The 24,891-nt window shown below is 35.7% G+C and carries 15 protein-coding genes; 9 read left to right on the plus strand and 6 right to left on the minus strand.

What is annotated here, in order from left to right; all coding sequences use genetic code 11:
* Positions 1-53 precede the first annotated feature (53 nt).
* From OYT91_RS17100 to OYT91_RS17110, 3 genes are read right to left on the minus strand one after another with little or no spacing between them, the layout of a single operon-like run.
* On the minus strand, positions 54-401 hold the full coding sequence (locus OYT91_RS17100) for a carboxymuconolactone decarboxylase family protein (protein ID WP_116762053.1): 348 nt from the start codon (positions 399-401) through the stop codon (positions 54-56).
* On the minus strand, positions 394-1,209 hold the full coding sequence (gene tatC / locus OYT91_RS17105) for a twin-arginine translocase subunit TatC (protein ID WP_281238897.1): 816 nt from the start codon (positions 1,207-1,209) through the stop codon (positions 394-396). The genes OYT91_RS17100 and tatC overlap by 8 nt, the downstream gene beginning before the upstream one ends.
* Positions 1,209-2,174 (minus strand): KpsF/GutQ family sugar-phosphate isomerase, encoded by a 966-nt coding sequence (locus OYT91_RS17110; protein WP_269223738.1) that lies wholly within the window; start codon positions 2,172-2,174, stop codon positions 1,209-1,211. The genes tatC and OYT91_RS17110 overlap by 1 nt, the downstream gene beginning before the upstream one ends.
* 85 nt (positions 2,175-2,259) lie before the next feature.
* Here OYT91_RS17110 and recQ point away from each other — a divergent pair, with 85 nt between their 5' ends.
* Positions 2,260-4,455, plus strand: a complete 2,196-nt coding sequence (gene recQ / locus OYT91_RS17115) for a DNA helicase RecQ (RefSeq protein WP_281238898.1) — start codon at positions 2,260-2,262, stop codon at positions 4,453-4,455.
* Between the two features lie 149 nt (positions 4,456-4,604).
* Here recQ and OYT91_RS17120 read toward each other — a convergent pair whose 3' ends face one another.
* On the minus strand, positions 4,605-4,841 hold the full coding sequence (locus tag OYT91_RS17120; protein ID WP_281238899.1) for a hypothetical protein: 237 nt from the start codon (positions 4,839-4,841) through the stop codon (positions 4,605-4,607).
* A gap of 114 nt (positions 4,842-4,955) precedes the next feature.
* Between OYT91_RS17120 and OYT91_RS17125 the strand changes: the two genes are divergently transcribed.
* The 8 genes from OYT91_RS17125 (at position 4,956) to OYT91_RS17160 (ending at position 20,894) form a co-directional block, all read left to right on the plus strand.
* Positions 4,956-5,207, plus strand: coding sequence for a hypothetical protein (locus OYT91_RS17125; RefSeq protein WP_281238900.1), 252 nt, complete (start codon positions 4,956-4,958; stop codon positions 5,205-5,207).
* Positions 5,204-5,470: a type II toxin-antitoxin system RelE family toxin gene (locus tag OYT91_RS17130; protein WP_281238901.1), complete on the plus strand. Its 267-nt coding sequence runs from the start codon at positions 5,204-5,206 to the stop codon at positions 5,468-5,470. Before OYT91_RS17125 ends, OYT91_RS17130 begins: the two co-directional genes overlap by 4 nt.
* A 17-nt stretch (positions 5,471-5,487) precedes the next feature.
* On the plus strand, positions 5,488-7,047 hold the full coding sequence (locus OYT91_RS17135; RefSeq protein WP_281238902.1) for an NAD(P)/FAD-dependent oxidoreductase: 1,560 nt from the start codon (positions 5,488-5,490) through the stop codon (positions 7,045-7,047).
* Positions 7,048-7,442: 395 nt separating this feature from the next.
* Positions 7,443-9,299, plus strand: coding sequence for a tetratricopeptide repeat-containing sensor histidine kinase (locus OYT91_RS17140; protein WP_281238903.1), 1,857 nt, complete (start codon positions 7,443-7,445; stop codon positions 9,297-9,299).
* Positions 9,292-10,056 carry a response regulator transcription factor gene (locus OYT91_RS17145; RefSeq protein WP_281238904.1) on the plus strand — a complete coding sequence of 255 codons (765 nt, stop codon included), beginning with the start codon at positions 9,292-9,294 and terminating at the stop codon, positions 10,054-10,056. Before OYT91_RS17140 ends, OYT91_RS17145 begins: the two co-directional genes overlap by 8 nt.
* A gap of 812 nt (positions 10,057-10,868) precedes the next feature.
* Positions 10,869-17,981, plus strand: a complete 7,113-nt coding sequence (locus tag OYT91_RS17150) for a CLIPPER-2 domain-containing protein (RefSeq protein WP_281238905.1) — start codon at positions 10,869-10,871, stop codon at positions 17,979-17,981.
* A gap of 35 nt (positions 17,982-18,016) precedes the next feature.
* Complete coding sequence (locus OYT91_RS17155) at positions 18,017-18,943, plus strand: PorP/SprF family type IX secretion system membrane protein (protein WP_281238021.1); 927 nt, start codon at positions 18,017-18,019, stop codon at positions 18,941-18,943.
* A gap of 10 nt (positions 18,944-18,953) precedes the next feature.
* Complete coding sequence (locus OYT91_RS17160; protein WP_281238906.1) at positions 18,954-20,894, plus strand: OmpA family protein; 1,941 nt, start codon at positions 18,954-18,956, stop codon at positions 20,892-20,894.
* A 680-nt stretch (positions 20,895-21,574) separates the two neighbouring features.
* Here OYT91_RS17160 and OYT91_RS17165 read toward each other — a convergent pair.
* Complete coding sequence (locus OYT91_RS17165; protein WP_281238907.1) at positions 21,575-23,698, minus strand: S9 family peptidase; 2,124 nt, start codon at positions 23,696-23,698, stop codon at positions 21,575-21,577.
* A gap of 208 nt (positions 23,699-23,906) precedes the next feature.
* Positions 23,907-24,866: a quinone oxidoreductase family protein gene (locus OYT91_RS17170; protein WP_281238908.1), complete on the minus strand. Its 960-nt coding sequence runs from the start codon at positions 24,864-24,866 to the stop codon at positions 23,907-23,909.
* Positions 24,867-24,891 lie beyond the last annotated feature (25 nt).

Below are 24,891 nucleotides of genomic sequence, written 5' to 3' on the forward strand. Positions count from 1 at the left end.
CAACTAGAATTTGAAAAAGGATGAACTCTTATCTGATTTCTGACTCCTGCTACCTATTTTTGCTCCTCCAATGCTTCCCAGAATTCATAAGCTCTTCGCAAATGAGGTACTACAATTGTACCACCTACAAGGGTTGCAATTCCCATGGCTTCCATCATTTCTTCTTTAGTAACACCTTCTTTATGGCTGGTTTCCAAATGGTATTTTACGCAATCATCACAACGTAATACCGCCGATGCCACTAATCCCAGTAATTCTTTGGTTTTTACATCCAAAGCTCCTGCCGCATAAGCATTCGTATCTAGATTGAAAATGCGTTTTACAATTTTATTATTGTCCGCCAATAATTTTTCGTTCATTTTAGAACGGTAATCGTTAAATTCTTGAATGATATCAGACATTTTCTTTCTTTTTGTTATATACTACAATTTTTGAAATCAATATACTTACTTCATAAATAAGTAACATTGGGATCGCCACAATGGTTTGACTCACCACATCGGGAGGTGTAACAATTGCTGCCACAATTAAAATTATTACTACTGCATATTTCCAATATTTCCTTAAAAAAACGGGCGTGACTAAGCCTAATTTTGTTAAAAAATAAATAATTATAGGTAACTCAAAAAATAATCCACTGGCCAAAATACTTGTTTTTACCATACCTATATATGATTCTAGTGTAAATTGGTTTTTTACAACATCACTAACGGTAAAGGTAGCCACAAAATTAACAGACATTGGAATAACCACATAATATCCAAAAAGGACACCCATAAAAAAAAGCAATGAAGAGGTGAATATAAAAACTCTTGCATTTTTTTTCTCTTTTTCATAAAGAGCTGGGCTAATGAATTTCCATACTTCCCACAAAATATATGGAAAACTTAGTATAAAACCAGCCAAGATACACATCCAAACAAAGATGTTTACCTGTCCTTCCATTTCGGTGTTTTGAATGATAAAAGGCATTTCAGTGATACAAATACTATCAGCAAAACCCAATTGATGCGATAAATCACAAAAAAAAGTGTAAGTGAAAAAAGAGGGTCTTGTTGGACCGAAAATAATCACATCAAATAAATAATCACTAATAAAATAAGTGACACATGCCATAATAATAACAGCTGTGGTACTTCGAACTAAAAGCCATCTTAATTCTTCAAGATGGTCTAAAAAGGACATTTCGCCTAGGTTTTTCTTTGCCATTATACGATTCCTTCTTTTAAAATATCATGTAAATGCAATACACCTTTATATTCACCATTATCTACAACTACTAATTGAGTTATAGAGAAGTCTTCCATGATATTAAAAGCATCAATTACCATTTCATTTGAGTTTGTCATTTTTGGGCTTTTTGTCATAATATCTTTTGCCGTCAATTCCGTAAAAGTATCTCTGTCGTTTAGCATTCTACGAATATCACCATCAGTAATTATCCCGATCACTTTGTTGTTTTCTACTACAGCTGTAACTCCAAGTCTTTTTTCTGAAATTTCAAAAATAACTTTTTTGATAGGAGTGTCAGGTCCTACTTCGGGTTTCAGTGAGTTCTCAAGCATGTCTTTTACACGAAGTAATAATTTTTTCCCTAAAGCTCCTCCAGGATGATATTTAGCAAAATCTTCGGCTTTAAAATCACGCATTTCCATCAAGCAAACCACCAATGCATCTCCCATAACTAATTGAGCAGTAGTGCTATTTGTTGGAGCCAAATTTAATGGACAGGATTCTGTGTCTACTGTTGTATTTAATACAAAATGAGATCCTTTGGCCAAAAAGGAAGTCATGTTTCCAGTCATTCCAATTAAGGTATTGCCAAAACGAGTCAATAGAGGGACCAAGGATTTAATTTCGGGACTATTGCCGCTTTTTGAAATACAAATGATAACATCTTCATTTTGGATCATTCCTAAATCTCCATGAATTGCTTCCGAGGCATGTAAAAATAAAGAAGGAGTGCCGGTAGAATTGAATGAGGCTACCATTTTTTGAGCAATAATAGCACTTTTTCCAATGCCGGTCACAACTAATCTTCCTTTGGAATTATAAATGCATTGTACCGCTTCCGCAAAAGTATCGTCAATGAAATCAATTAGTTTAGCAATTGATTTGCTTTCCGATTCAATTGTTTTCTTGGCATTTGCCAATATATTTTCTTTTGTAATCAAAACAGATAATTTTAAATTTGTATGTGTAAAAGAAAGTTGTATCTTTATGTGCCGCAAATTTATACAAAATACCACATATTAAAGAATGAATTCAAACGAAATTGACATACATAAAGAATTAAAGAAATATTTTGGCTTTAGCCAATTTAAAGGCTTGCAAGAAAAAGTCATAACAAGTTTACTCAATAAACAGAATACGTTTGTTATAATGCCAACTGGCGGGGGAAAATCTCTTTGTTACCAACTGCCTGCTTTAATTCAGGAAGGGACAGCAATAGTTGTATCTCCTTTAATTGCATTAATGAAAAACCAAGTAGATGCCATTCGAAGTCTATCTTCCGAAAATGGAATTGCCCATGTTTTAAATTCTTCTCTGAATAAAACTGAAATTACTCAAGTTAAATCGGATATTACCGCAGGTATAACGAAATTGTTATATGTAGCACCAGAATCCTTAACTAAAGAAGAATATGTAGCTTTTCTTCAAACGGTACCTATTTCATTTGTTGCAATAGATGAAGCCCATTGTATCTCAGAATGGGGTCATGATTTCAGACCGGAGTATCGTAATTTAAAAAATATTATTAAGCAATTGGGCGAAGTTCCCATAATAGGTCTTACTGCAACTGCTACTCCAAAAGTACAAGAAGATATCTTGAAAAATTTGGATATGGCAAATGCTACCACATTTAAGGCATCCTTTAACAGGCCTAATTTATATTATGAAGTTCGTACCAAAACCAAAAATATTGAATCGGATATTATTCGGTTTATCAAACAACATAAAGGAAAATCGGGAATTATTTACTGTTTAAGCCGCAAAAAAGTAGAGGCAATTGCCGAAGTTTTACAAGTAAACGGTATAAGTGCCGTGCCTTATCATGCTGGATTAGATGCTAAAACAAGAGCCAAACATCAAGATATGTTTTTGATGGAAGATGTAGAAGTTGTTGTAGCGACTATTGCCTTTGGTATGGGCATTGATAAACCTGATGTTCGTTTTGTAATTCATCATGACATTCCAAAATCTTTAGAAAGTTACTACCAAGAAACTGGACGTGCAGGTAGAGATGGAGGGGAAGGACATTGCTTAGCGTATTATTCATACAAAGATGTTGAAAAATTAGAAAAATTTCTATCTGGAAAACCTATTGCAGAGCAAGAAATTGGTTTTGCATTATTGCAAGAAGTTGTAGCTTATGCTGAAACATCAATGTCTAGGCGTAAATTTTTATTGCATTATTTTGGTGAAGAATTTGATAGTGAAACAGGAGAAGGAGCAGATATGGATGATAATGTTCGCAATCCAAAATCAAAAGTGGAAGCCAAAGACGAAGTGCTGAAATTATTAGAAGTAGTCAAGAAAACTAAACATATTTATAAATCCAAAGAAATTGTTTTCACCTTAATTGGGCGTGTGAATGCAGTTATAAATGCTCATAAAACAGATTCCCAATCTTTTTTTGGTTCAGGATCTGATCATGACGAGAAATATTGGATGGCCTTATTGCGACAAGTTCTTGTGTCTGGTTTGTTGTCTAAGGATATAGAAACTTATGGTATTATAGAAATTACAAAAGATGGATTGGCATTTTTAAAAAGCCCACAATCTTTTATGATGTCGGAAGACCATGAATATAATGAATCCGAAGATGAAGCTATTGTGACTGCGGCAAAATCATCAGGAACTTCTGATGAATTATTGATGTCAATGTTGCGTGAATTGCGAAAAAAAGTAGCTAAAAAATTAGGTGTTCCTCCTTTCGTGGTTTTTCAAGATCCTTCTCTGGAAGATATGGCTTTGAAATACCCAATTTCTCAAGCTGAATTGATTAATATTCATGGTGTTGGAGAAGGAAAAGCTAAAAAATATGGTAAAGAATTTATTGAATTAATTAACCGTTACGTAGAAGAGAACGATATAATTCGTCCCGATGATTTGGTAGTAAAATCAACGGGTGTCAATTCCATTAACAAGTTATATATCATTCAAAATATAGACAGAAAGTTGGCACTGACTGATATCGCTTCCGCAAAAGGGTTGAAAATGGATGATTTGATCAAAGAAATGGAGCAAATTGTATATTCTGGAACCAAATTAAATATCAAATATTGGATAGATGAAATGTTGGATGATGACCAACAAGAAGAAATTCATGAATATTTTATGGAGTCTGAATCTGACAGTATTGAAAAAGCACTCAAAGAATTTGATGGAGACTATGATCTAGATGAATTGCGCTTAATGCGAATAAAATTCATTAGTGAAGTTGCGAATTAGTTTACAGAATATAGAACTCAGATTTCAGGAAAAAAGTCTCAAAGTAAAAAATTTTCTCATAAATCAAAAAGCCGATTTTCATTTGAAAATCGGCTTTTTGATTTATAGACCGATAAAGTGCAGACTGAAAACTGCTTTCTGCTGCCTGATTACTGATATACTTCCCCGCGATGTGGTTTCAAAGCATCGCGTACCTGAATCATATTTTCTTCAGCCACTACCATATAAGCTATCGCATACATTTCATCCAAGATTTGGAAACCAGTACTATTTATTGATAGTTTTTCAATGAGTATGTATTCTTTCAAATGAATCTCGTGGTGTTCGGCTGTTTTTGCCGAAGCGGGGCCTCTAAAATCCCATATTAGTTTTATTTTTCTGGACATTATATTTTTCTAAATTTCATTTGATTTTAAAAATGTAAAGTTACAAAGTTTAGTATAATTAATTTTTTGTATATATCGTATATATCGTATATATTTGTGTAAAATTTATTCCCAATGAGAAAATTAATAGACATAGATGAAGCTACTTTGACGAAATTGAAAGTAATTTCGATATTTGAAAAAACAAGTGTCAAGGGATTGATAGAAAATGCAGTGCAAACGTACGTTAAAAATAAGCAATCTAATCAATTTAATAACTTATCTGATGAAGAAAAAGAGGATATGGGAATGCTTCTTTTAATGCAAGAAGCCGATAGAAATGAAAAAGTTAGTGAGGAAGAAATCTTCAAAATGTTAGGTAAATGAAAGTTGAATACTTGAAGCAATTTTCTAAAGATGTATCCAAAATTAATGATGAATCGTTGAAAACTAATTTATTTGATGTTATTATAGTTTTAAAAAACACAGAAAATTTAAATTTGATATCTAATCTAAGAAAGATGAAAGGTCATTCAGAAGCTTACAGAATAAGAATTGGAAAATATAGATTAGGATTTTACTTTGATGGAGAAGTGATAGAATTAGCTAGATTTGCCAAAAGAGAAGATATTTACAAGCTTTTTCCATAATTTCAGAATATAAAAACATGCCACAAGAACTCCTATTACAAGTTTCACCAGAAATCGCTTCCAATGAGTCGTTACTCAAAGATTATTTGTCCAAACAAATAAAAGTTTCGGCCAAAGATATTCAGCATGTTGCTATTTTGAAACGATCCATTGATGCCCGTCAAAAGGCAATCAAAATCAATTTGAAGGTTTTGATTTATTTAAAAGGAGAGCCTTTTAAGGAACATAAAATAGAACTTCCCGATTATAAGAATGTATCATCTGCACAAGAAGTTATTGTTGTTGGAGCAGGGCCAGCAGGACTTTTTGCTGCTTTACAATTGATCGAATTGGGGTTGAAACCAATAGTTATCGAACGCGGGAAAGACGTTCGTGGTCGTCGTCGCGATTTGAAAGCGATCAATAGAGATCATATTGTTGATGAAGATTCCAATTATTGTTTTGGAGAAGGTGGAGCAGGAACTTATTCAGACGGAAAATTATATACAAGATCTAAAAAACGTGGAGATGTTACCAGAATTTTAGAATTATTGGTTGCTTTTGGAGCTTCGGGAGACATTTTAGTTGATGCTCATCCGCATATTGGAACCAATAAATTACCTCAAATTATTCAAGATATTCGAGAAAAAATTATCGAACGTGGTGGGAAAGTCTTATTCGAAACACGGGTTACCGATATTTTGATAAAGAATAATGAAGTAGAAGGAATTGTAACTCAAAAAGGAGATACTATTTTAGCGAATAAATTAATTCTAGCTACGGGACATTCTGCTCGTGATATTTTTGAATTATTAGATAGAAAAAAAGTACTTATAGAAGCCAAGCCTTTTGCCTTGGGCGTAAGAGCCGAACATCCACAATCACTAATTGACAGCATTCAATACAGTTGCGATTACCGAGGTGAACATTTGCCGCCAGCTCCTTATTCGATAGTGAAGCAGGTTAATGGTCGCGGTATGTACTCGTTTTGTATGTGTCCAGGAGGTGTAATTGCACCATGTGCCACTAGTCCTGGAGAAGTGGTTACCAATGGTTGGTCTCCATCCAAACGAGATCAAGCTACTGCCAATTCTGGAATTGTTATCGAATTGAAATTGGAGGATTTCAAGCCTTTTGAAAAGTTTGGCGCTCTTGCTGGAATGGAATTTCAAAAAAGTATCGAGCAAAAGGCATGGCATTTAGCAGGACAGACTCAAAAAGTGCCTGCACAGCGCATGGTTGATTTTACACAAAATAAAGTTTCATCAAGTATCCCAAAAACATCTTATGTTCCTGGGACTACTTCGGTAGAAATGGGACAAGTATTTCCTGGATTTTTATCTCAAATATTAAGAGAAGGATTTACAGAATTCGGAAAATCTATGAAAGGCTATCTAACAAATGAAGCCATTTTACATGCGCCAGAATCGAGAACTTCTTCACCTGTTCGTATTCCTAGGGATGCTATTTCTTATGAGCATTTGCAAATAAAAGGATTGTATCCATGCGGAGAAGGTGCTGGTTATGCAGGCGGAATTATTTCGGCAGCGATTGATGGCGAAAAATGTGCTTTGAAAATAGCGGAGGTACTGAAATAGCTTTGAAAATGTTTAGATTTATCGCTCTTTGTTATAATCAATTTGTTGTTTAATTAACGAATTTATTCATCTTCTATAGTTATAATTTTACCTACCATATTATGCATTATAAAGCCCCTAGATTTGACACATTTCGTTTTCTTTTGTTTTCATTTTTCATTTTTCTAGTTAATACTACTTTATATAGTCAAAATTTAAATGATAATCAAACTGAAATTGAAGCTATATTAAATTACATAAAAAAGAGTGAAAGGAATAATGAAAAAATAGATTTATACTTTAGTTTGTGTAAACTATATCAAAAGAGTGATATTGTTAAATCCAATTATTATGCCGAGGAATTACTCGATTTTGCTAAAAAGGTTAATAATAAAAAAGGAATTGCCTATTATAATTTGATAAAATCATATAATTATATTTATGAGGGGAACTATAATAAAGCCATAAGTGTATCTTTAGAAGCTGCTTATATTTTAAAAGAAAAAAAATATTTTGATTTATATCTTGATGCAATATATTTTCAAGTTGTTGCCAATTATTTTTTGGGTAATTATCAAGATTCAAATAGAATAGCTTTTGCTGCCATTTCTAAATATAAAAATGGACAAAACTATAAACAAATAGGATTACTCTTTAATTTGATAGGAGCTAATTATTCAAGTTTAGATAAGTCTCATTTAGCTTTACAAAATTTTGAACGAGCATCTTATTTTTTTCTAAAAGCAAAAGATAATTTTGGTTTGTTAAAGTGTTATAATCAAATTGCTGATATTTATTTTAAGTTAAATCAAGATATACATGCATTAAATTATTCAAAAAAAGCAATTCAAATTGCAAACGAAATCAAAAATATTGACATTCAAAGTTATACCATTTTGTTGTTGTTTAATACCGAAATTAACCTTAAACTAAAGAAAGTAGCACCTGTTTCAAGCAACTTAAATAAAATCAATGTTTTATTACAAAAGATAGATAATAAAGGGTTAAAGGCATTTTATTATTTGTTACATGCAGATTTGTGTTATTTAAAAAAAAATTACGATTTAAGTATTATTTATTGTAATAAAGCGAAAGAGTTGAATGTTGATTACGAAAACTCAAAAACACGTATTGATTATCAATTAGCAAAATCTTACCATCAAATTAATCAAACTGCAGAAGCTAGTATTTATTTTAAAAAAATAGAGCAAGAGTTGATAAAGAATAATTCACAATACATTGGTATCAATACTGCTGCTTTTTATTTTGATTACGCAGATAATGAAAAATCCATAGGGAATTATAAGAAAGCGTATGATTTATTAAAAAAATATTCGGAATGGCAAAAAAATAAAACGGAAAATGAAAATAAGGAGCGAATTCTGTATTTGTTGACTAAATATGATTTGAATCAAAAAGAGATTGAAATCAAAAATAATTTCATTGACAAGCAAAAAATGATTTTGGAATTGCAGAAAAGTAATTATAAAATGTATTTTTTTATTACAATATTGTTATTTGCTGTTTTGTTATTTTTATTTTTCTTTTATAAGTTTAAAAAAGAAAAGATTTTTAATCAGCTAGTATCGGATAAAAGTAAAACAATTGAAGAAAAAAACGTGCTAATAGAAAATTCATTAGCCAAACTCGAACAATTACTCAAAACAAAAGAAGTTTTGTTAAAAGAAATACATCATAGGGTTAAAAATAATTTGCAATTGGTAATGAGTTTGTTACGAAGTCAAGCTAGAAATGGAGCCGATAATGATATTCATGATTTTATCGAGAAAAGTCAGTCCAGAATTGGAGCAATAGCATTGATCCATCAAAATTTATATCAAAGTCCCCAAGTAGAAAAAGTCGATATACAAGAATATATTAGCTGTTTGTGTGAAACAATTATTGAATCATCCTCAAAGGATACAACAAAAATAGTTGCAAAAGTTAATGCAAATAATGTGTTTTTAGATATCTCAATAGCGATTCCAATTGGCTTAATAATTAATGAATTAATAACAAATGTGATTAAATATGCTTATCCCAATGTTTCTTCTGGTTTGATTAGCATTGATATAAAAAACGTGAACGATACTGTATATCAACTTGTTGTAATAGATTATGGGATTGGTATTGATTATCAATATAAAAAGAAAAATTCATTTGGGATGGAGTTAGTGTCTTTGTTGGTAGAACAAATAGGGGGTAGTCTATCGCTTATTAATGAGGAAGGATTACAATACAATATAATTTTTGATAGTAATAATCATGAGTAAACCGCTGATACTTGTAGTCGAAGATGAATTTTTGATAGCCAATGATATAAAAAACATATTGACTGATAATGGATATGAAGTCATTGCTAATGTTTCTAATGTAGCAAAGGCCAAGGAAATTATCAATTTGAATAAACCACAATTAATACTTTTGGATATCAATCTAAAAGGAGAGGAAGATGGGATAGACTTAGGAAATTATCTGTTGCATTTAGACACCATTCCTTTTTTGTATTTAACCTCTTTTTCCGATACTGTTACATTGGATAGAGCGAAAAAAACAAGGCCTTATGGTTTTTTGGTAAAGCCTTTTAAATCAATTGATTTGTTGACTACTGTTTCGATTGTTTTAAATAATTATATCCATAAAAAAATTGATATAGTACGATCTGATGAAGTAATAACTGATGATTCGCCTTTGAGAATAAAACAGGTTGTGAGTTATATTAACGAACATATTAATGATAAAATTGAAATTGATGATTTGGCGGCTATAACCCGTTGGAAAAATCATCATTTTATACGAATGTTTTCAAAATATATTGGCATGACCCCTTATCAATATATACTTAAAATTAAAATAGAAAGAGCCAAATCCTTATTAATAGAAACAACAGAGCCTATTGCAAATATAGCTACCGACCTAGGTTTTAGTGGCTATAGTAATTTTTGTGTCGCTTTTAAAAAGTTGAATAATAATGAACCTCCTGACTCTTTTAGAAAAAGAAATACTGCTTTTAATTCCAGCTTGATTTGATCGTATACTGTTTTTGAAATACGATTATTGAATCTTTATTTTAGAGGTATGTGATTGATTTTTAAATTCTTAAAAATTAGTTGGTATTGCCTTAGCTTAAATAGGTAATAGTGTGTATAATTTGAATTTTTAATACCCAACAAATATATATTAGTCCAACAAGATTGTCTTTTGTAGAAACTTATATATTAATAAGTTTCAGAAATTCTCTCACATATTTATAAATTATGATTCTCGCAAAGACGCAAAGGCGCAAAGTGATTCGTCCGATCTTAGCGCCTTTTGCGTCTTTGCGAGAAAAAAAGCTTAACCCTATTACTCTTGGTAAAGAAACATCGAGATAGAAATGTATTTGGTTTAATTTTTATTTGGTATAAATCCAAAATCTTGACTGCTTAATCAAACTGGATAGTTTTATAAAAGCGAGAACTCGAGATTTATTTTTAAATGAAGAATGCTATTGTATTTTTAAATTAAAAATTTGGTTTTGAAGAAGAATTTAGAAGAAATAGCTTTCAAATATATAATCTGGTTTGAATATGATTACAACTATAGGTGTACTTCTTTGTAGACACTGTATTATAAAATGTTGTATATCAAAATTATATCCATAATCAATAGGTGATGGCAATTTTCAATCATCTTAATGATTCTGTGTTATTTACTTTTGCTCCAAAATAAGTTTTCAACAAAAAAGCTTGTTTTAATTATTAGTTGTTAATGCTAGTTTTTTAGCGTAAGCAAAAATACCACCTTTTTGCCAGTTGTTTTTATTAATAGAAACATCCAAATTGAATTTTTAAAACCTTTTTATGAAAAAAAAATACTTTAATTGCAATAGTAGATCTATTGTGTTTTTGTCTTCTCTTGCCCAATTCTTTTTTAGTTGCCTTTTTTTACTAATTTTTCTTTTTAGTGAGTGTCTTACTGCGCAAACCGCCGCAACAAGAATTTATACGGACTGGAATGGGTATTGGACTTCTAACACTGCTACTGCTGCTGGAAATAGGCCAACTTCGGAAAATAATTTATTGGCTTTTCGAATTGGAGCTACCGTTTATTCTACAGGAGTCAATGACGCGGCTTTAACGGCCAATGGACAAACTTTTACACCTTCATTGTTCAAGAATTTGCCCATTAATACTGTTAATTGGAATATTACATCTACTTTCTTTATGCAAGGAGCCAATATTGATGGTAGTCTTGCTACGGGCACTTTAGTCCCTCCGCTAGCTGGTGCAACAGCTACCACTGCTGAAACGGCATCAAAATTAAAAGATGGTATTCGTGGTTTGAGTTTAGGGACAGGAATAGCAAATATTAATGCTGGTGCAGCATCATTTACTGTTGGTTCTGGTGCTATTAATACAAGTGCAATTGGTGATGGTGTACCAGATTTTGTAATTTCTCAAATTGCGGTTCCCCATGCAACTGCATTTGATAAGGTTAAATTTGTCAATTCGGCAGGTGTTACTGTAGGAACAGAAGTGTCTATTGGTTTTAATGGTATTGCTGTAATGGGAACATATCTTTTGGATCGCTTTCAAATGAATGGCGCTTTAGCAGCTGCAAATGAAACTAGAGATATAAGACTAGTTTCATTAGAGTTATCTAATATGGGTATTACAGCCGTTAATGCTTCACAAGTAAATAGACTCGTTGTAACTTTTTCAGGAGAGTCGGATTGTGCATTTATAGCAGTAAACGCTGCTTCATTGCAAGTACCAGAACCTTCTTTGGCATTAGTTAAGACCGCTGTAGTAGGAGGTTCTGGTGCCGTAGGCGATGTGATTACGTATACTTTTGCAGTAACCAATACTGGAAATGTTCCCTTAACCAATGTTTCGGCAACCGATGCCTTGCCAGGAATTGTTTTAACAGGAAATCCAATTGCTACTTTGGCAGTTGGCGCAACAAATAGTACAATTAAAGGAACCTATACCATCAAACAATCTGACGTAGATGCAGGTGATGTGACTAACAGTGCATCTGCAAGCGGTACGGACCCAGATGGGAATACTGGCATTTCAGATATTTCGGGATCAACTATCTTACTTGATGATCCTTTAGTTACTACTTTACCTCAAACGTCCTCATTGGCTTTGGTAAAAACAGCAGTAGTATGCGGAACAGTAGCAGTAGGCGATGAGATTACGTACACTTTTGCGGTAACCAATACTGGAAATGTTACGTTAAGCAATATCGCTGTAACCGATGCGATGGTTGGAGTAACGATAACGAATAGCCCAATAGCAAGTTTAGCACCAGGCGCTACTAATTCAACAGTAACAGGAACATACGCCATCAAACAATCGGATATCGATGCTGGAAAAGTAGTCAATACGGCAACAGCCACAGGAAAGAATCCGCAAGGAGTTGATGTAAGCGATGTTTCAGGAACAGCCAACACTAATAATACGCCAACCGATACGCCATTACCGGCAAGTGCAGGAACAAGCGGCAGTTTGGTAATCTGCGCAGGAAGTACAGTAACAGAAGCGCAATTATATGCATCCATTACAGGAGAAGCAGTGGGAGGAACTTGGACGCCAGCGTTAGCAGGAGCCGGGACTTACATGTACACACAAGCCGCGACTTCACCTTGTACAGTTGACAATACATCCACTGTAACAGTAACCGAACAAGCATTACCGGCAAGTGCAGGAACAAGCGGAAGTTTGGTAATCTGCGCAGGAAGTACGGTAACAGAAGCGCAATTATATGCATCCATTACAGGAGAAGCAGTGGGAGGAACTTGGACGCCAGCGTTAGCAGGAGCCGGAACTTACACGTACACACAAGCCGCGACTTCACCTTGTACAGTTGACAATACATCCACTGTAACAGTAACCGAACAAGCATTACCGGCAAGTGCAGGAACAAGCGGAAGTTTGGTAATCTGCGCAGGAAGTACAGTAACAGAAGCGCAATTATATGCATCCATTACAGGAGAAGCAGTGGGAGGAACTTGGACGCCAGCATTAGCAGGAGCCGGGACTTACACGTACACGCAAGCTGCGACTTCACCTTGTACAGTTGACAATACATCCACCGTAACAGTAACCGAACAAGCATTACCGGCAAGTGCAGGAACAAGCGGCAGTTTGGTAATCTGCGCAGGAAGTACAGTAACAGAAGCGCAATTATATGCATCCATTACAGGAGAAGCAGTGGGAGGAACTTGGACGCCAGCATTAGCAGGAGCCGGAACTTACACGTACACGCAAGCCGCGACTTCACCTTGTACAGTTGACAATACATCCACCGTAACAGTAACCGAACAAGCATTACCGGCAAGTGCAGGAACAAGCGGAAGTTTGGTAATCTGCGCAGGAAGTACAGTAACAGAAGCACAATTATATGCATCCATTACAGGAGAAGCAGTGGGAGGAACTTGGACGCCAGCGTTAGCAGGAGCCGGGACTTACACGTACACGCAAGCCGCGACTTCACCTTGTACAGTTGACAATACATCCACCGTAACAGTAACCGAACAAGCATTACCGGCAAGTGCAGGAACAAGCGGAAGTTTGGTAATCTGCGCAGGAAGTACAGTAACAGAAGCGCAATTATATGCATCCATTACAGGAGAAGCAGTGGGAGGAACTTGGACGCCAGCGTTAGCAGGAGCCGGGACTTACACGTACACACAAGCCGCGACTTCACCTTGTACAGTTGACAATACATCCACCGTAACAGTAACCGAACAAGCATTACCGGCAAGTGCAGGAACAAGCGGAAGTTTGGTAATCTGCGCAGGAAGTACAGTAACAGAAGCGCAATTATATGCATCCATTACAGGAGAAGCAGTGGGAGGAACTTGGACGCCAGCATTAGCAGGAGCCGGGACTTACACGTACACGCAAGCCGCGACTTCACCTTGTACAGTTGACAATACATCCACCGTAACAGTAACCGAACAAGCATTACCGGCAAGTGCAGGAACAAGCGGAAGTTTGGTAATCTGCGCAGGAAGTACAGTAACAGAAGCGCAATTATATGCATCCATTACAGGAGAAGCAGTGGGAGGAACTTGGACGCCAGCGTTAGCAGGAGCCGGGACTTACACGTACACGCAAGCTGCGACTTCACCTTGTACAGTTGACAATACATCCACCGTAACAGTAACCGAACAAGCATTACCAGCAAGTGCAGGAACAAGCGGAAGTTTGGTAATCTGCGCAGGAAGTACAGTAACAGAAGCGCAATTATATGCATCCATTACAGGAGAAGCAGTGGGAGGAACTTGGACGCCAGCGTTAGCAGGAGCCGGAACTTACACGTACACACAAGCCGCGACTTCACCTTGTACAGTTGACAATACATCCACCGTAACAGTAACCGAGCAGCCTCAATACCAACCTACAATAGGAACGGTAACACAACCTAACTGTAGTTCCGCTAATGGTAGTTTCCAAATTATAGATTTTAATTCGGCTAATATTTATGAATTCACACCGAGTGATGTGAGTATTTCATCATCTGGATTGGTAAACGCTAATGCTGGAAGCTATACTTTCACAGTAACCAACACAGCAGGTTGCATATCTTTACAATCAGCAGATATTGTTATCTCAAATGTTATATGTGCCGTAACCGAAACGACTCCAAGTATTAATGGATTACCAGGTGGAACAACTGCGACATTAGTAGCCAACGACACCTTAAACGGAAGTCCAGTAGTGATCGGAACCAACCCAGGAGAAGTAACCTTGACAGGAGTAAGTGTCCCAACAGGATTAACCTTGTATGCAGATGGAACAGTAAGTGTTGGAGCAAATACCCCAGCAGGTAATTATAATGTAGAATATAGAATCTGTGAAGTAACGAATCCAGTCAATTGCGAAACAGTAATTTCAGTGGTAGTAGTTGGAGTTCCAGTAATAGATGCCGTAACCGAAACGACTCCAAGTATTAATGGATTACCAGGTGGAACAACAGCGACATTAGTAGCCAACGACACCTTAAACGGAAGTCCAGTAGTGATCGGAACCAACCCAGGAGAAGTAACCTTGACAGGAGTAAGTGTCCCAACAGGATTAACCTTGAATGCAGATGGAACAGTAAGCGTTGGAGCAAATATCCCAGCAGGTAATTATAATGTAGAATATAGAATCTGTGAAGTAACGAATCCAGTCAATTGCGAAACAGTAATTTCAGTGGTAGTAGTTGGAGTTCCAGTAATAGATGCCGTAACCGAAACGACTCCAAGTATCAATGGATTACCAGGCGGAACAACAGCGATATTAGTAGCCAACGACACCTTAAACGGAAGTCCAGTAGTGATCGGAACCAACCCAGGAGAAGTAACCTTGACAGGAGTAAGTGTCCCAACAGGATTAACCTTGAATGCAGATGGAACAGTAAGTGTTGGAGCAAATACCCCAGCAGGTAATTATAATGTAGAATATAGAATCTGTGAAGTAACGAATCCAGCCAATTGCGAAACAGTAATTTCAGTGGTAGTGGTGAATACAATCGATGCTCAAGATGATGCATTATTACCCATATACGATACATTTGGTGGCACAACCGATAACATACTGTTGAACGACACCGTAAATGGAGTGTTATTAACAACATCTACAGTAAATACAGTAACCGTATCCCAAGTAGGAAGCTACCCATCAGGCATAACAATCAATACCGATGGTACTTTGAATGTTACCGCTGGTACAGCAATAGGATCTTACGTATTACAGTATCAAATATGTTCTGTGGCAGCGCCATTAGTATGTGATACCGCTAGCATCACTATAGACATAGAAAAAGTTCCCGATCCGGCACCACCAGTAATTTTTGCAGATATTGATTTGGCAGGTCCAATAGCGAGTAGCACAACAACGCAAGCAGTTTTGAATGTTTTATCGAATGATTTTGTAGCATTGGATCCAGCTACTATAAGCAATGTAGCAGTAACTACTGTTACAGCGGATCCAAGTGGTTATATGACATTAAGCGCTGATGGTAGTATTGCATTAGCGGCTAATACCCCAGCAGGAACGTATACATTAACCTATTCTATTTGTGAACTAGTACGCCCAGCTAATTGCACTACAGCCGTTGTAACAGTAACAGTTACTTGTAATTCATCTACAGCAATTTCAGGAAAAGTATTTAATGCTTCAAATAATGCGCCATTGGCCAATGTACCAATTACTTTAAAACCAATAAATACTACTACAGGTCCAGTTTTATTGCGTCTAACCAAAGCAGATGGCTCCTATTCATTTACAGGAATGATACCAGGGGATTATGTAATCCAGGTTCAAGACGCGAATTTGAATGCGGCCCAAGAGTTGTATAATACAACACCAAGTTTCTTGATATTAAAAGTAGAAGATTGTAAATATCAAAAGATTGATTTTGGATATAATAAAACTGATTTATTAGTTTTAGGTGATTTTGTATGGTACGATTTAAACAACAATGGAGTGCAAGATGAGTGGTACGATGCCAATAACGATGGTCTTGTGACTAAAAACATACCAGATGCAAATGGCGTAATTGATTTCAGTAAATGGGAATGGATTGATTTTAATGGCGATGGAAGTTATAAAGGGATCCAAAATGCGGGAGAATTGAACGCAGCCGGATTTGGAAATGGAACCACAAATGTTCCTAATATATTTGTAACGGGTCCTAATGGATTCTCCAGAAGCGTAACGATGGGAGTTGAAGGCTATTGGAGAACAAGAGCGCCACAAGGAGCTTATGGAGAATATAAAATTGAGTTTATAAAAGAAGCTAATTTCGAACAAGCTTCTGAGGCGATGTCAGCTTCTGGATTGGTTAAAGTATTGCCAAGCGGAACACTAAAACAAGCGCGTACAGAAAAATCAAAAAGTTATGTTGACTGTGGTTTAACCACCAATACTATTTTGTACGCTCAGTTTACAGAATCAGTAAAAGTTAATTTGAATTTAGATTTTGGAATCAGTTGTAAAACCTATGCCGATATTCTAGCGGTCAATGACGATGCAGGAACAGTAGATGGAACTCAAGCATTAACAGGAGTTCTCAATGTATTGTCAAATGACACAATCAATGGATTGCCGGCTAAGGCTTCAGATGTAAGTATCACATTGACACCAAGTCCAAATTTCACAATAGGAACAGATGGGCTGTTGAATGTGTTGGGCAATACACCAGGGGGTAGCTATAGCTTAAATTACAGCATTTGTGAGAAAGCCAATCCTAGCAATTGCAGTCAAGCCACGATCACTATTGTAGTAGAAAGGCCTAGTATTGCTTTAGTGAAAACGGCGAAATTCAGGGATGAGAACAACGATGGATATGCACAGCCAGGGGAAACCATTACCTACAGTTTTGAAATAACCAATACAGGTAATACACCATTGAGTAATGTAACTATTAGTGATCCATTACCAGGAGTTATCATGTCAGGATCTCCATTAACATTGGCCATAGGAGAAGTCAGTACGACACATTTCTCGGGCTTGTATTTTATTAAGCAATCAGATATTAATTTAGGAAGTATTTCAAATCAAGCTACTGTTTATGGTACCGCACCAAGCGGAAAAGTAGTAGAAGATAAATCGGACGAGTTGAATTTGGTGGATGATAATCCAACGGTACTGAGTGTTTCGGGCTGTGCAATAGAAGTCTTCAATGCAGTGTCACCTGATGGTTCGGCAGGGATCAATGACAAGTTTTATGTAAAAGGCTTAGAATGTTATCCGGAGAATTCGATAGAGATCTTCAACCGTTGGGGTGTTTTAGTATTCGAACGCGAGCATTACAATAATGAAGATAGGGCTTTTAAAGGAGTTTCCGAAGGTCGAGTAACCATAGAGAAATCATCAGAATTACCCGTAGGAACCTATTTTTATATACTGAAATACAGAGACAGTGCCAATAATGCATTTGAGAAATCAGGATATTTGTATTTGAACAGAAAATAGTTGGATAAGTCCCTAAGCTTAAAAAAAACACACACATGAAAACGAAAATAATAGGGTTGGTATTAATGCTTTTATCCTTTGTAGGCTTTGCCCAACAAGATGCGCAATACACCCAATACATGTACAATACGATAGTCGTGAATCCAGGTTATGCAGGATCTCGACAAGCCATGAGTATTTTTGCATTACACCGCAATCAATGGGTAGGAATAGATGGCGCACCGGTGACGAACACCTTTTCGATCAATACACCAATAAATGATAGTAAAGTAGGCTTGGGATTGTCATTTGTAAACGATCAAATAGGGCCATCGGATGAGAACAATATAGCCGTTGATTTCTCATACACTATCCCTGTAAATTATAAATATAAAATGTCATTTGGAATAAAAGGTAGCGCAAATTTATTAAACGTTGATTTTACAAAACTGAAACAAAAGCCAGGCGATGCTATTTTTGAAGAGAATATCGACAATAAATTTTCGCCCAATATTGGAGTTGGGTTTTACTTGCATTCGGATAATGGTTATTTAGGATTGTCAGCGCCCAATTTAATCGAAACGGTACATTTTGATGGGACGGCCACCTCGAGTTCAAGCAGCCATATTGCCACCGAGAAAATCAATTATTACCTGATAGCAGGATACGTATTTGATTTAAATCCAAGTCTAAAATTCAAACCCTCGTTGCAAAGCAAATACGTACAAGGAGCACCACTTCAGGTGGACGTGAGCGCCAATTTCATGATGAACGAAAAATTCGTAGCGGGATTAGCCTACAGATGGAGTGCTGCGATGAGCGCCATGGTGGGCTTCCAAGCCAGCGATTCATGGTTTATAGGATACAGTTATGATTTTGACACAACAGAATTGGCACAATACAATTCGGGTTCCCACGAAATCTTTTTGCGATACGAATTGTTTAACAAGTTTGACAAAATTATCTCCCCAAGATTCTTTTAAAACCACACCTATGAAAATTAAAACTACACTATATAGCCTTTTTATATTGCTTTTGTTGACCTCAGGGTACGCCCAAAAAAAAACAGTTGCCAAAGCTGATGTCAATTACGATCGTTATGCTTATGTCGATGCCATAGTCAATTATGAGAAAGTGGCAGCCAAAGGATACCAAGACGAAAAGATGTTTCAAAAGTTAGGGAATGCCTATTATTTTAAAGCCGAATTGCCACAAGCATCAAAATGGTATGAGCAACTATTTACATTGTATCCCAATCAAGAGGCCGAATATTATTACCGCTACTCACAGACCTTAAAATCAACAGGAGATTACAAAAAGTCGGATCAAATGTTGGAACAGTTTAATTTAAAAAGTGGTAACGATAAAAGAGGGATATTATTCAAAGAGAATAAAAATTATCTAGAGGAAATCAAGGCCAATTCGGGACGTTTTCAAGTAGTGGATGCAGGAGTTAATTCGGCATTTTCAGATTATGGGAGTTCCTTTTTAGGCGATAAATTAGTATTTGCTTCCGCAAGAGATACTGGAGGTGTTTCCAAGAAAGTATTCAAATGGACCAACAAATCCTTTACCAATTTGTATGCATCAGAGATGAAACCCGATGGAGAGATGGGAATTCCGGAACGATTTGTACGTACTATCAATTCGAAGTTCAATGAATCAACTCCGATATTTACCCAAGACGGCAAAACCATGTATTTTACACGAAACAACTACCTAGAGGGCAAAAGAGGAAGAGATTCGAGTAAAAACACTTTATTAAAACTCTACAAAGCCACTCTGAATAAAGAAGGCGAGTGGAGCAATGTAGCAGAATTGCCATTTAACAGCAATGAATACAGCGTGGCTCACCCAGCATTAAGCCAAGACGAAAAAACCCTGTATTTTGCCTCGGATATGCCTGGGACATTAGGGCAGTCGGATTTGTTTAGGGTTAAAATCAATCAAGATGGTACATATGGAACTCCAGAGAATCTAGGGCCGGAAATCAATACCGAAGGCCGAGAAACCTTTCCGTTTGTATCGGAAGAAAATGAATTGTTTTTTGCCAGCGATGGCCGCCCAGGTTTAGGAGGATTGGATATTTTTGTGGCCAGAAAAGAGGTAGATGATAGTTTTTATGGCATTCAAAACGTTGGGGAGCCAATAAATAGTAATCAAGATGATTTTGCGTTTTTAATCAATAAAAAGCGCAATGGATTTTTCACATCCAATAGAGAAGGCGGAAAAGGATACGATGATATTTACCGATTTGTGGAGTACAAAAAATTGATTTGTGATCAAATGCTTTCGGGCTTGATAACAGATCAAGAAACCAAAGAAATAGTGTCGAATGCAAAGATGAGTTTATTTGATTCCAATTTCAAACCGTTGCAAGTTGCCCAAACCGATGCTCAAGGCAGGTATAGTTTTGCAGTAGATTGCAGTAAAACGTATTATGTAAGAGCCGAGAAAGAGGACTATCAAACCAAAGAAGGATCAGTTAGATCAAAAAGTTTCAGCGGAAGCAAAGACTACTCGATGGAGTTGGAGCGAAGAATCAAGCCAATAACCGTAGGAACAGATTTGGCCAAAACCTTGGACATTCCGATGATTTATTTTGATTTGGACAAGTCATACATTCGTAAGGATGCCAGTTACGAGTTGGCCAAAGTATTGACCGTTATGCAGCAATACCCAGCGATGAAAATCGAAGTTCGTTCGCATACCGATAGCCGCCAAACCGCTGCTTACAACGAGAAATTATCCGATAGAAGAGCCAAAGCTACAGTGGCTTGGTTGGTTAAAAACGGTATTAATTCAGCACGATTAATCGGGAAAGGATATGGAGAATCTCAATTGGTCAATCCATGTTCCGATGGTGTAAAATGTTCCGATGAAGAACACCAAGCCAACAGACGAAGCGAATTTATAATTGTTTCGATGCAGTAAATACCATTTGTTTTAAACAGATGCTGCATTGGAAAGTTACTGTTTCAATTGGTATATAAATTAAAATAGTTAAGGCTCCGATTTTTTAATCGGAGCCTTTTTTTTAAATAGCTCCCTCTTATTTTTAAAACAAAAGAGAATAATCTTTCTTCTTTTTAAAGTTGTTCGTTTTCATTGTATATTCCAGCTACACAACATCTAATATAGAATTTGGTTATTATTTTTTTTGACTTAATACACAACCAAACATTAAATATTATAGAAACGAATTTCATTCTTAAGAGGTTTTAGGAATGTGTTTTTCTATAAATTGCAATATTTCATTATGATAATGTTGGTCAATAGTATTCACAGCCATTAAAAACAGCTGAAAAGATTAATGTCATTCGACTTAATATTTGGTGTTTAAGTATGTAACTCGATTGATTTTAATGTATTGTCAAAAAAGTAATTTCAGTGCTCTCCTGTATTGAAACCCCCTTTTTTATTGGTTTCAAAAATAGCTAAAACGATGTGCTTTAGTGTGTTTTCCTTTCAGGTTCTAAAAATATCCACCGCAAATTCGTAAATTATTTTTTTTCCAAGTCTTTAAATATCCGAATTTGCGATGGATTTTACTTTTCAACATCACAGACTTTCAGTCTGCCAAATCAATCTATGGACTTTAAGTCCATAGTGGTTTAATTGTTTATATCTTCTAAATTTAAAAGAAAAGCAAAATTTAAGGCTACATCTTTTAAATAATCAAAACGACCACTTGCTCCACCATGCCCAAAATTCATATTAGTGTGAAGCAATAACAAGTTATTGTCGGTTTTCATATCTCTTAATTTGGCTACCCATTTCGATGGTTCAAAGTATTGTACTTGACTGTCGTGTAGGCCAGTTGTAACAAGCATATTAGGGTAGTTTTTCTTTTCTACATTTTCATAAGGGCTATAACTTTTTATGTATAAATAAGCCTCTTTATTTTTTGGATTTCCCCATTCGTCAAATTCATTCGTAGTAAGCGGAATACTTTCATCAAGCATAGTGTTTACTACATCAACAAACGGAACCGCGGCAATGACACCATTATAAAGTTCTGGTGCCAAGTTTACAACAGCTCCCATCAAAAGGCCACCTGCACTTCCTCCCAATGCATACAAATGTTCTTTGCTGGTGAATTTTTCTTGAATTAAAAATTGGGAACAATCAATAAAATCAGTAAATGTGTTTTTCTTTTTCATCAGTTTACCATCTTCATACCATTGACGTCCCATTTCTTGGCCCCCTCTAATGTGTGCAATAGCAAATGCAAAACCTCTATTTAATAAACTCAAGCGGTCACTTGAAAATCTCGCGTCTGTACTGTTTCCATAACTTCCATACGCATAAAGTAACAAAGGTGCTTTTCCGTTTTTTTGAAATTCTTTTTTGTAAACAATTGAAATGGGAATTTTAGTGCCGTCTTTTGCGGTTGCATACAAACGTTCTGTTGTATAATCTTTTGAATTGTAACCACCCAAAACGGTTTGTTGCTTCATCAATTTTTTGTCTTTTGAAATCATATTATAATCAAAAGTAGAATTTGGAGTAGTCAATGAAGTGTACTCAAAACGGAAGGTTTTGCTGTTGTATTCCGGATTTGGTCCAAAATCTGCGGTGTAAGTTGGCTCGCCGAAATTGATATAATGCTCCGAATTATCCTTTGCGTTTCGAACTCTCATACTTGCTAAACCATTTTTGCGTTCATTGATTACTATGAAATCTTTAAATTCTTCAACTCCTTGTAGTAAAACATCAGATCGATTAGGAATAACTTCTTTCCAATTGGCAGATTCTGTTTTGTCTAAAGGGCATTCCATTAATTTGAAATTATTGGCACCATCTTTATTGGTTCGAATTAAAAATTTATTGTCTAAAGTAACAACATCATAAAGTACGTCTTTTAATCGAGGTTGAAAAACAGTGAAAGAATCCGTTGGATTTTCGGCTTTTATCATTCTGATTTCAGAAGACATTGTGGCAACCGAATAAATCATAATGTATTTGTTGTTCTTGGTTTTTGCAACACCGATGTAATTGCTAGGATCCTTTTCCTGAAAGACTTCTACATCATTCGTGCTTTCGGTACCAAGTGTGTGACGGAATATTTTTTCGGACAATAGCGTAACCGGATTTTTTGAAGTATAAAAAAAAGTTTTGTTGTCACTTGCCCATACCGCTTGTCCTTCTGTATTTATAACGGCATCCTTCAGAAGTTCTCCAGTTTCTAGGTTTTTAATGTAAATCGTATATTGTCTTCGGCTGACTTCGTCTACTCCAAAAGCCAATAATTTATTGTCATCACTTATTTCAAAACCAGTTACACCATAGTAGGAATGTCCTTTCGCCATCTCATCGACGTCTAATAGTACTTCTTCTTTAGCATTTAAATTCCCTTTTTTTCGGCAATATTTATAATATTCTTTCCCGTTTTCTGTTCGAGTATAATAAAAATAGCCGTTTTTGAATAAAGGAACACTTTCGTCTTTTTCTTTTATTCGAAGTTTCATTTCTGTAAATAAATCAGCTTGTAATTTTTGGGTAGCGCTCATTACTGTTTCTAGATAAGCATTCTCTGCTTTTAGATAATCAACGGCTTTTGTGCTATCAGGTCCTTTTCCAAAATAATCATACATCCAATAATAAGGATCGTTGACGCTCTCTCCATGAATGGTTCGAATGTGCTCTTTTTTATCGGCTATTGGGGCGGTTGCTTTTTGGAATTGTGCCATTACGGGATAGGAAAGTAAAAATAAAATTAAAACTGATTTTTTCATTTTATAAGGTTTGATTAGAATTTTGACTTATAAAGCCAAATGTAAAAATCAAATTTAATTATAATTTCGGTTTTTTAATATTAAAACATATTGTAATTTAAGGTTTTAACAATTGTTTGATTTCTGTTTTAGTTTTTTATAATAAGGTATAAAAATAAAAAACCTCGAGTCGATCGAGGTTTTTAAAGTGTTTATGGAGTTTAATGTATTATGGGATCAAGATAATTTTTCCAGTGCTTTTTCGGCTTTCCAGATAATCATGTGCCAATTTCCCTTCGGATAGTTTGAAAGTAGTCGGTGCTGCAATGGTAATATCTCCATTTGCAATCCAATCAAATAAATGATGTGCTCTTTTAATTCGTTCTTCTTTCGATTTTAAATAACTCCACAAATCGCCACCCGTTAATGTTTTGGATGTATCCATCAACATTCTTGGGTTTACCAATTCGGGATCACCACCGGCCATTCCGAAGAACACAACTTGGCCACATTCTTTAGTGACTTCAAAACTATCCGTCAAAGTACTGCCAATACTATCGTAAACAACATCAACACCATTTGGACAAAAATCGAATACCTGTGTTTTCCAATTTTCAGAATATAGAAAAACAGCGTCGGCTCCATTTTGTTTTGAAACGGATGCTTTTTCAGCAGATGATGTCAGTCCGATAACTCTCGCGCCCAAAAGTTTACTGATTTGTGTTAAGAATTGCCCAACTCCTCCAGCAGAAGCATGAACCAAAACGGTTTCTCCTTTTTGTGTTTTGTGACTGTCAGTTGCCAAATAATGAGCGGTTAAACCTTGTAATAGAATTGTAGCTGCGGTTTCGAAAGAAATATTTTCAGGCAACGGAATTACATGTTCAAGAGGAACGGCAACGAACTCGGCATTGGCAAAAGGAACGTCGGCAAAAGCGACTCGGTCTCCAATTTTAAATTCGGAATTTCCATTGGCATTAACTACAATTCCGGCGCCTTCGTAACCCGCAATAAATGGGGGATTTCCTTTGAGGTGATAATTCCCTTTTCGTCTGTACACATCGGCAAAGTTGAGGCCAATAGCTTTCATTTCGACCAAAATCTCATCGGTTTTTAAAATTGGTGCAGGTATTTCTTTATATTCAAGAACATTGGAGTCTCCAAACTTGGAGAAGGTAAGTGCTTTCATATGTTGATATGTATTGTTTTTTATC

The sequence above is a fragment of the Flavobacterium praedii genome (assembly GCF_026810365.1).
GTDB lineage: Bacteria > Bacteroidota > Bacteroidia > Flavobacteriales > Flavobacteriaceae > Flavobacterium > Flavobacterium praedii.

Coding starts and splice junctions, on each gene's coding strand:
- OYT91_RS17160 (WP_281238906.1), top strand. CDS start 18,954: ATGAAAATTAAAACTACACTATATAGCCTTTTTATATTGCTTTTGTTG.
- OYT91_RS17155 (WP_281238021.1), top strand. CDS start 18,017: ATGAAAACGAAAATAATAGGGTTGGTATTAATGCTTTTATCCTTTGTA.
- OYT91_RS17170 (WP_281238908.1), bottom strand. CDS start 24,866: ATGAAAGCACTTACCTTCTCCAAGTTTGGAGACTCCAATGTTCTTGAA.
- recQ (WP_281238898.1), top strand. CDS start 2,260: ATGAATTCAAACGAAATTGACATACATAAAGAATTAAAGAAATATTTT.
- OYT91_RS17150 (WP_281238905.1), top strand. CDS start 10,869: ATGAAAAAAAAATACTTTAATTGCAATAGTAGATCTATTGTGTTTTTG.
- OYT91_RS17135 (WP_281238902.1), top strand. CDS start 5,488: ATGCCACAAGAACTCCTATTACAAGTTTCACCAGAAATCGCTTCCAAT.
- OYT91_RS17145 (WP_281238904.1), top strand. CDS start 9,292: ATGAGTAAACCGCTGATACTTGTAGTCGAAGATGAATTTTTGATAGCC.
- OYT91_RS17165 (WP_281238907.1), bottom strand. CDS start 23,698: ATGAAAAAATCAGTTTTAATTTTATTTTTACTTTCCTATCCCGTAATG.
- tatC (WP_281238897.1), bottom strand. CDS start 1,209: ATGGCAAAGAAAAACCTAGGCGAAATGTCCTTTTTAGACCATCTTGAA.
- OYT91_RS17125 (WP_281238900.1), top strand. CDS start 4,956: ATGAGAAAATTAATAGACATAGATGAAGCTACTTTGACGAAATTGAAA.
- OYT91_RS17120 (WP_281238899.1), bottom strand. CDS start 4,841: ATGTCCAGAAAAATAAAACTAATATGGGATTTTAGAGGCCCCGCTTCG.
- OYT91_RS17100 (WP_116762053.1), bottom strand. CDS start 401: ATGTCTGATATCATTCAAGAATTTAACGATTACCGTTCTAAAATGAAC.
- OYT91_RS17130 (WP_281238901.1), top strand. CDS start 5,204: ATGAAAGTTGAATACTTGAAGCAATTTTCTAAAGATGTATCCAAAATT.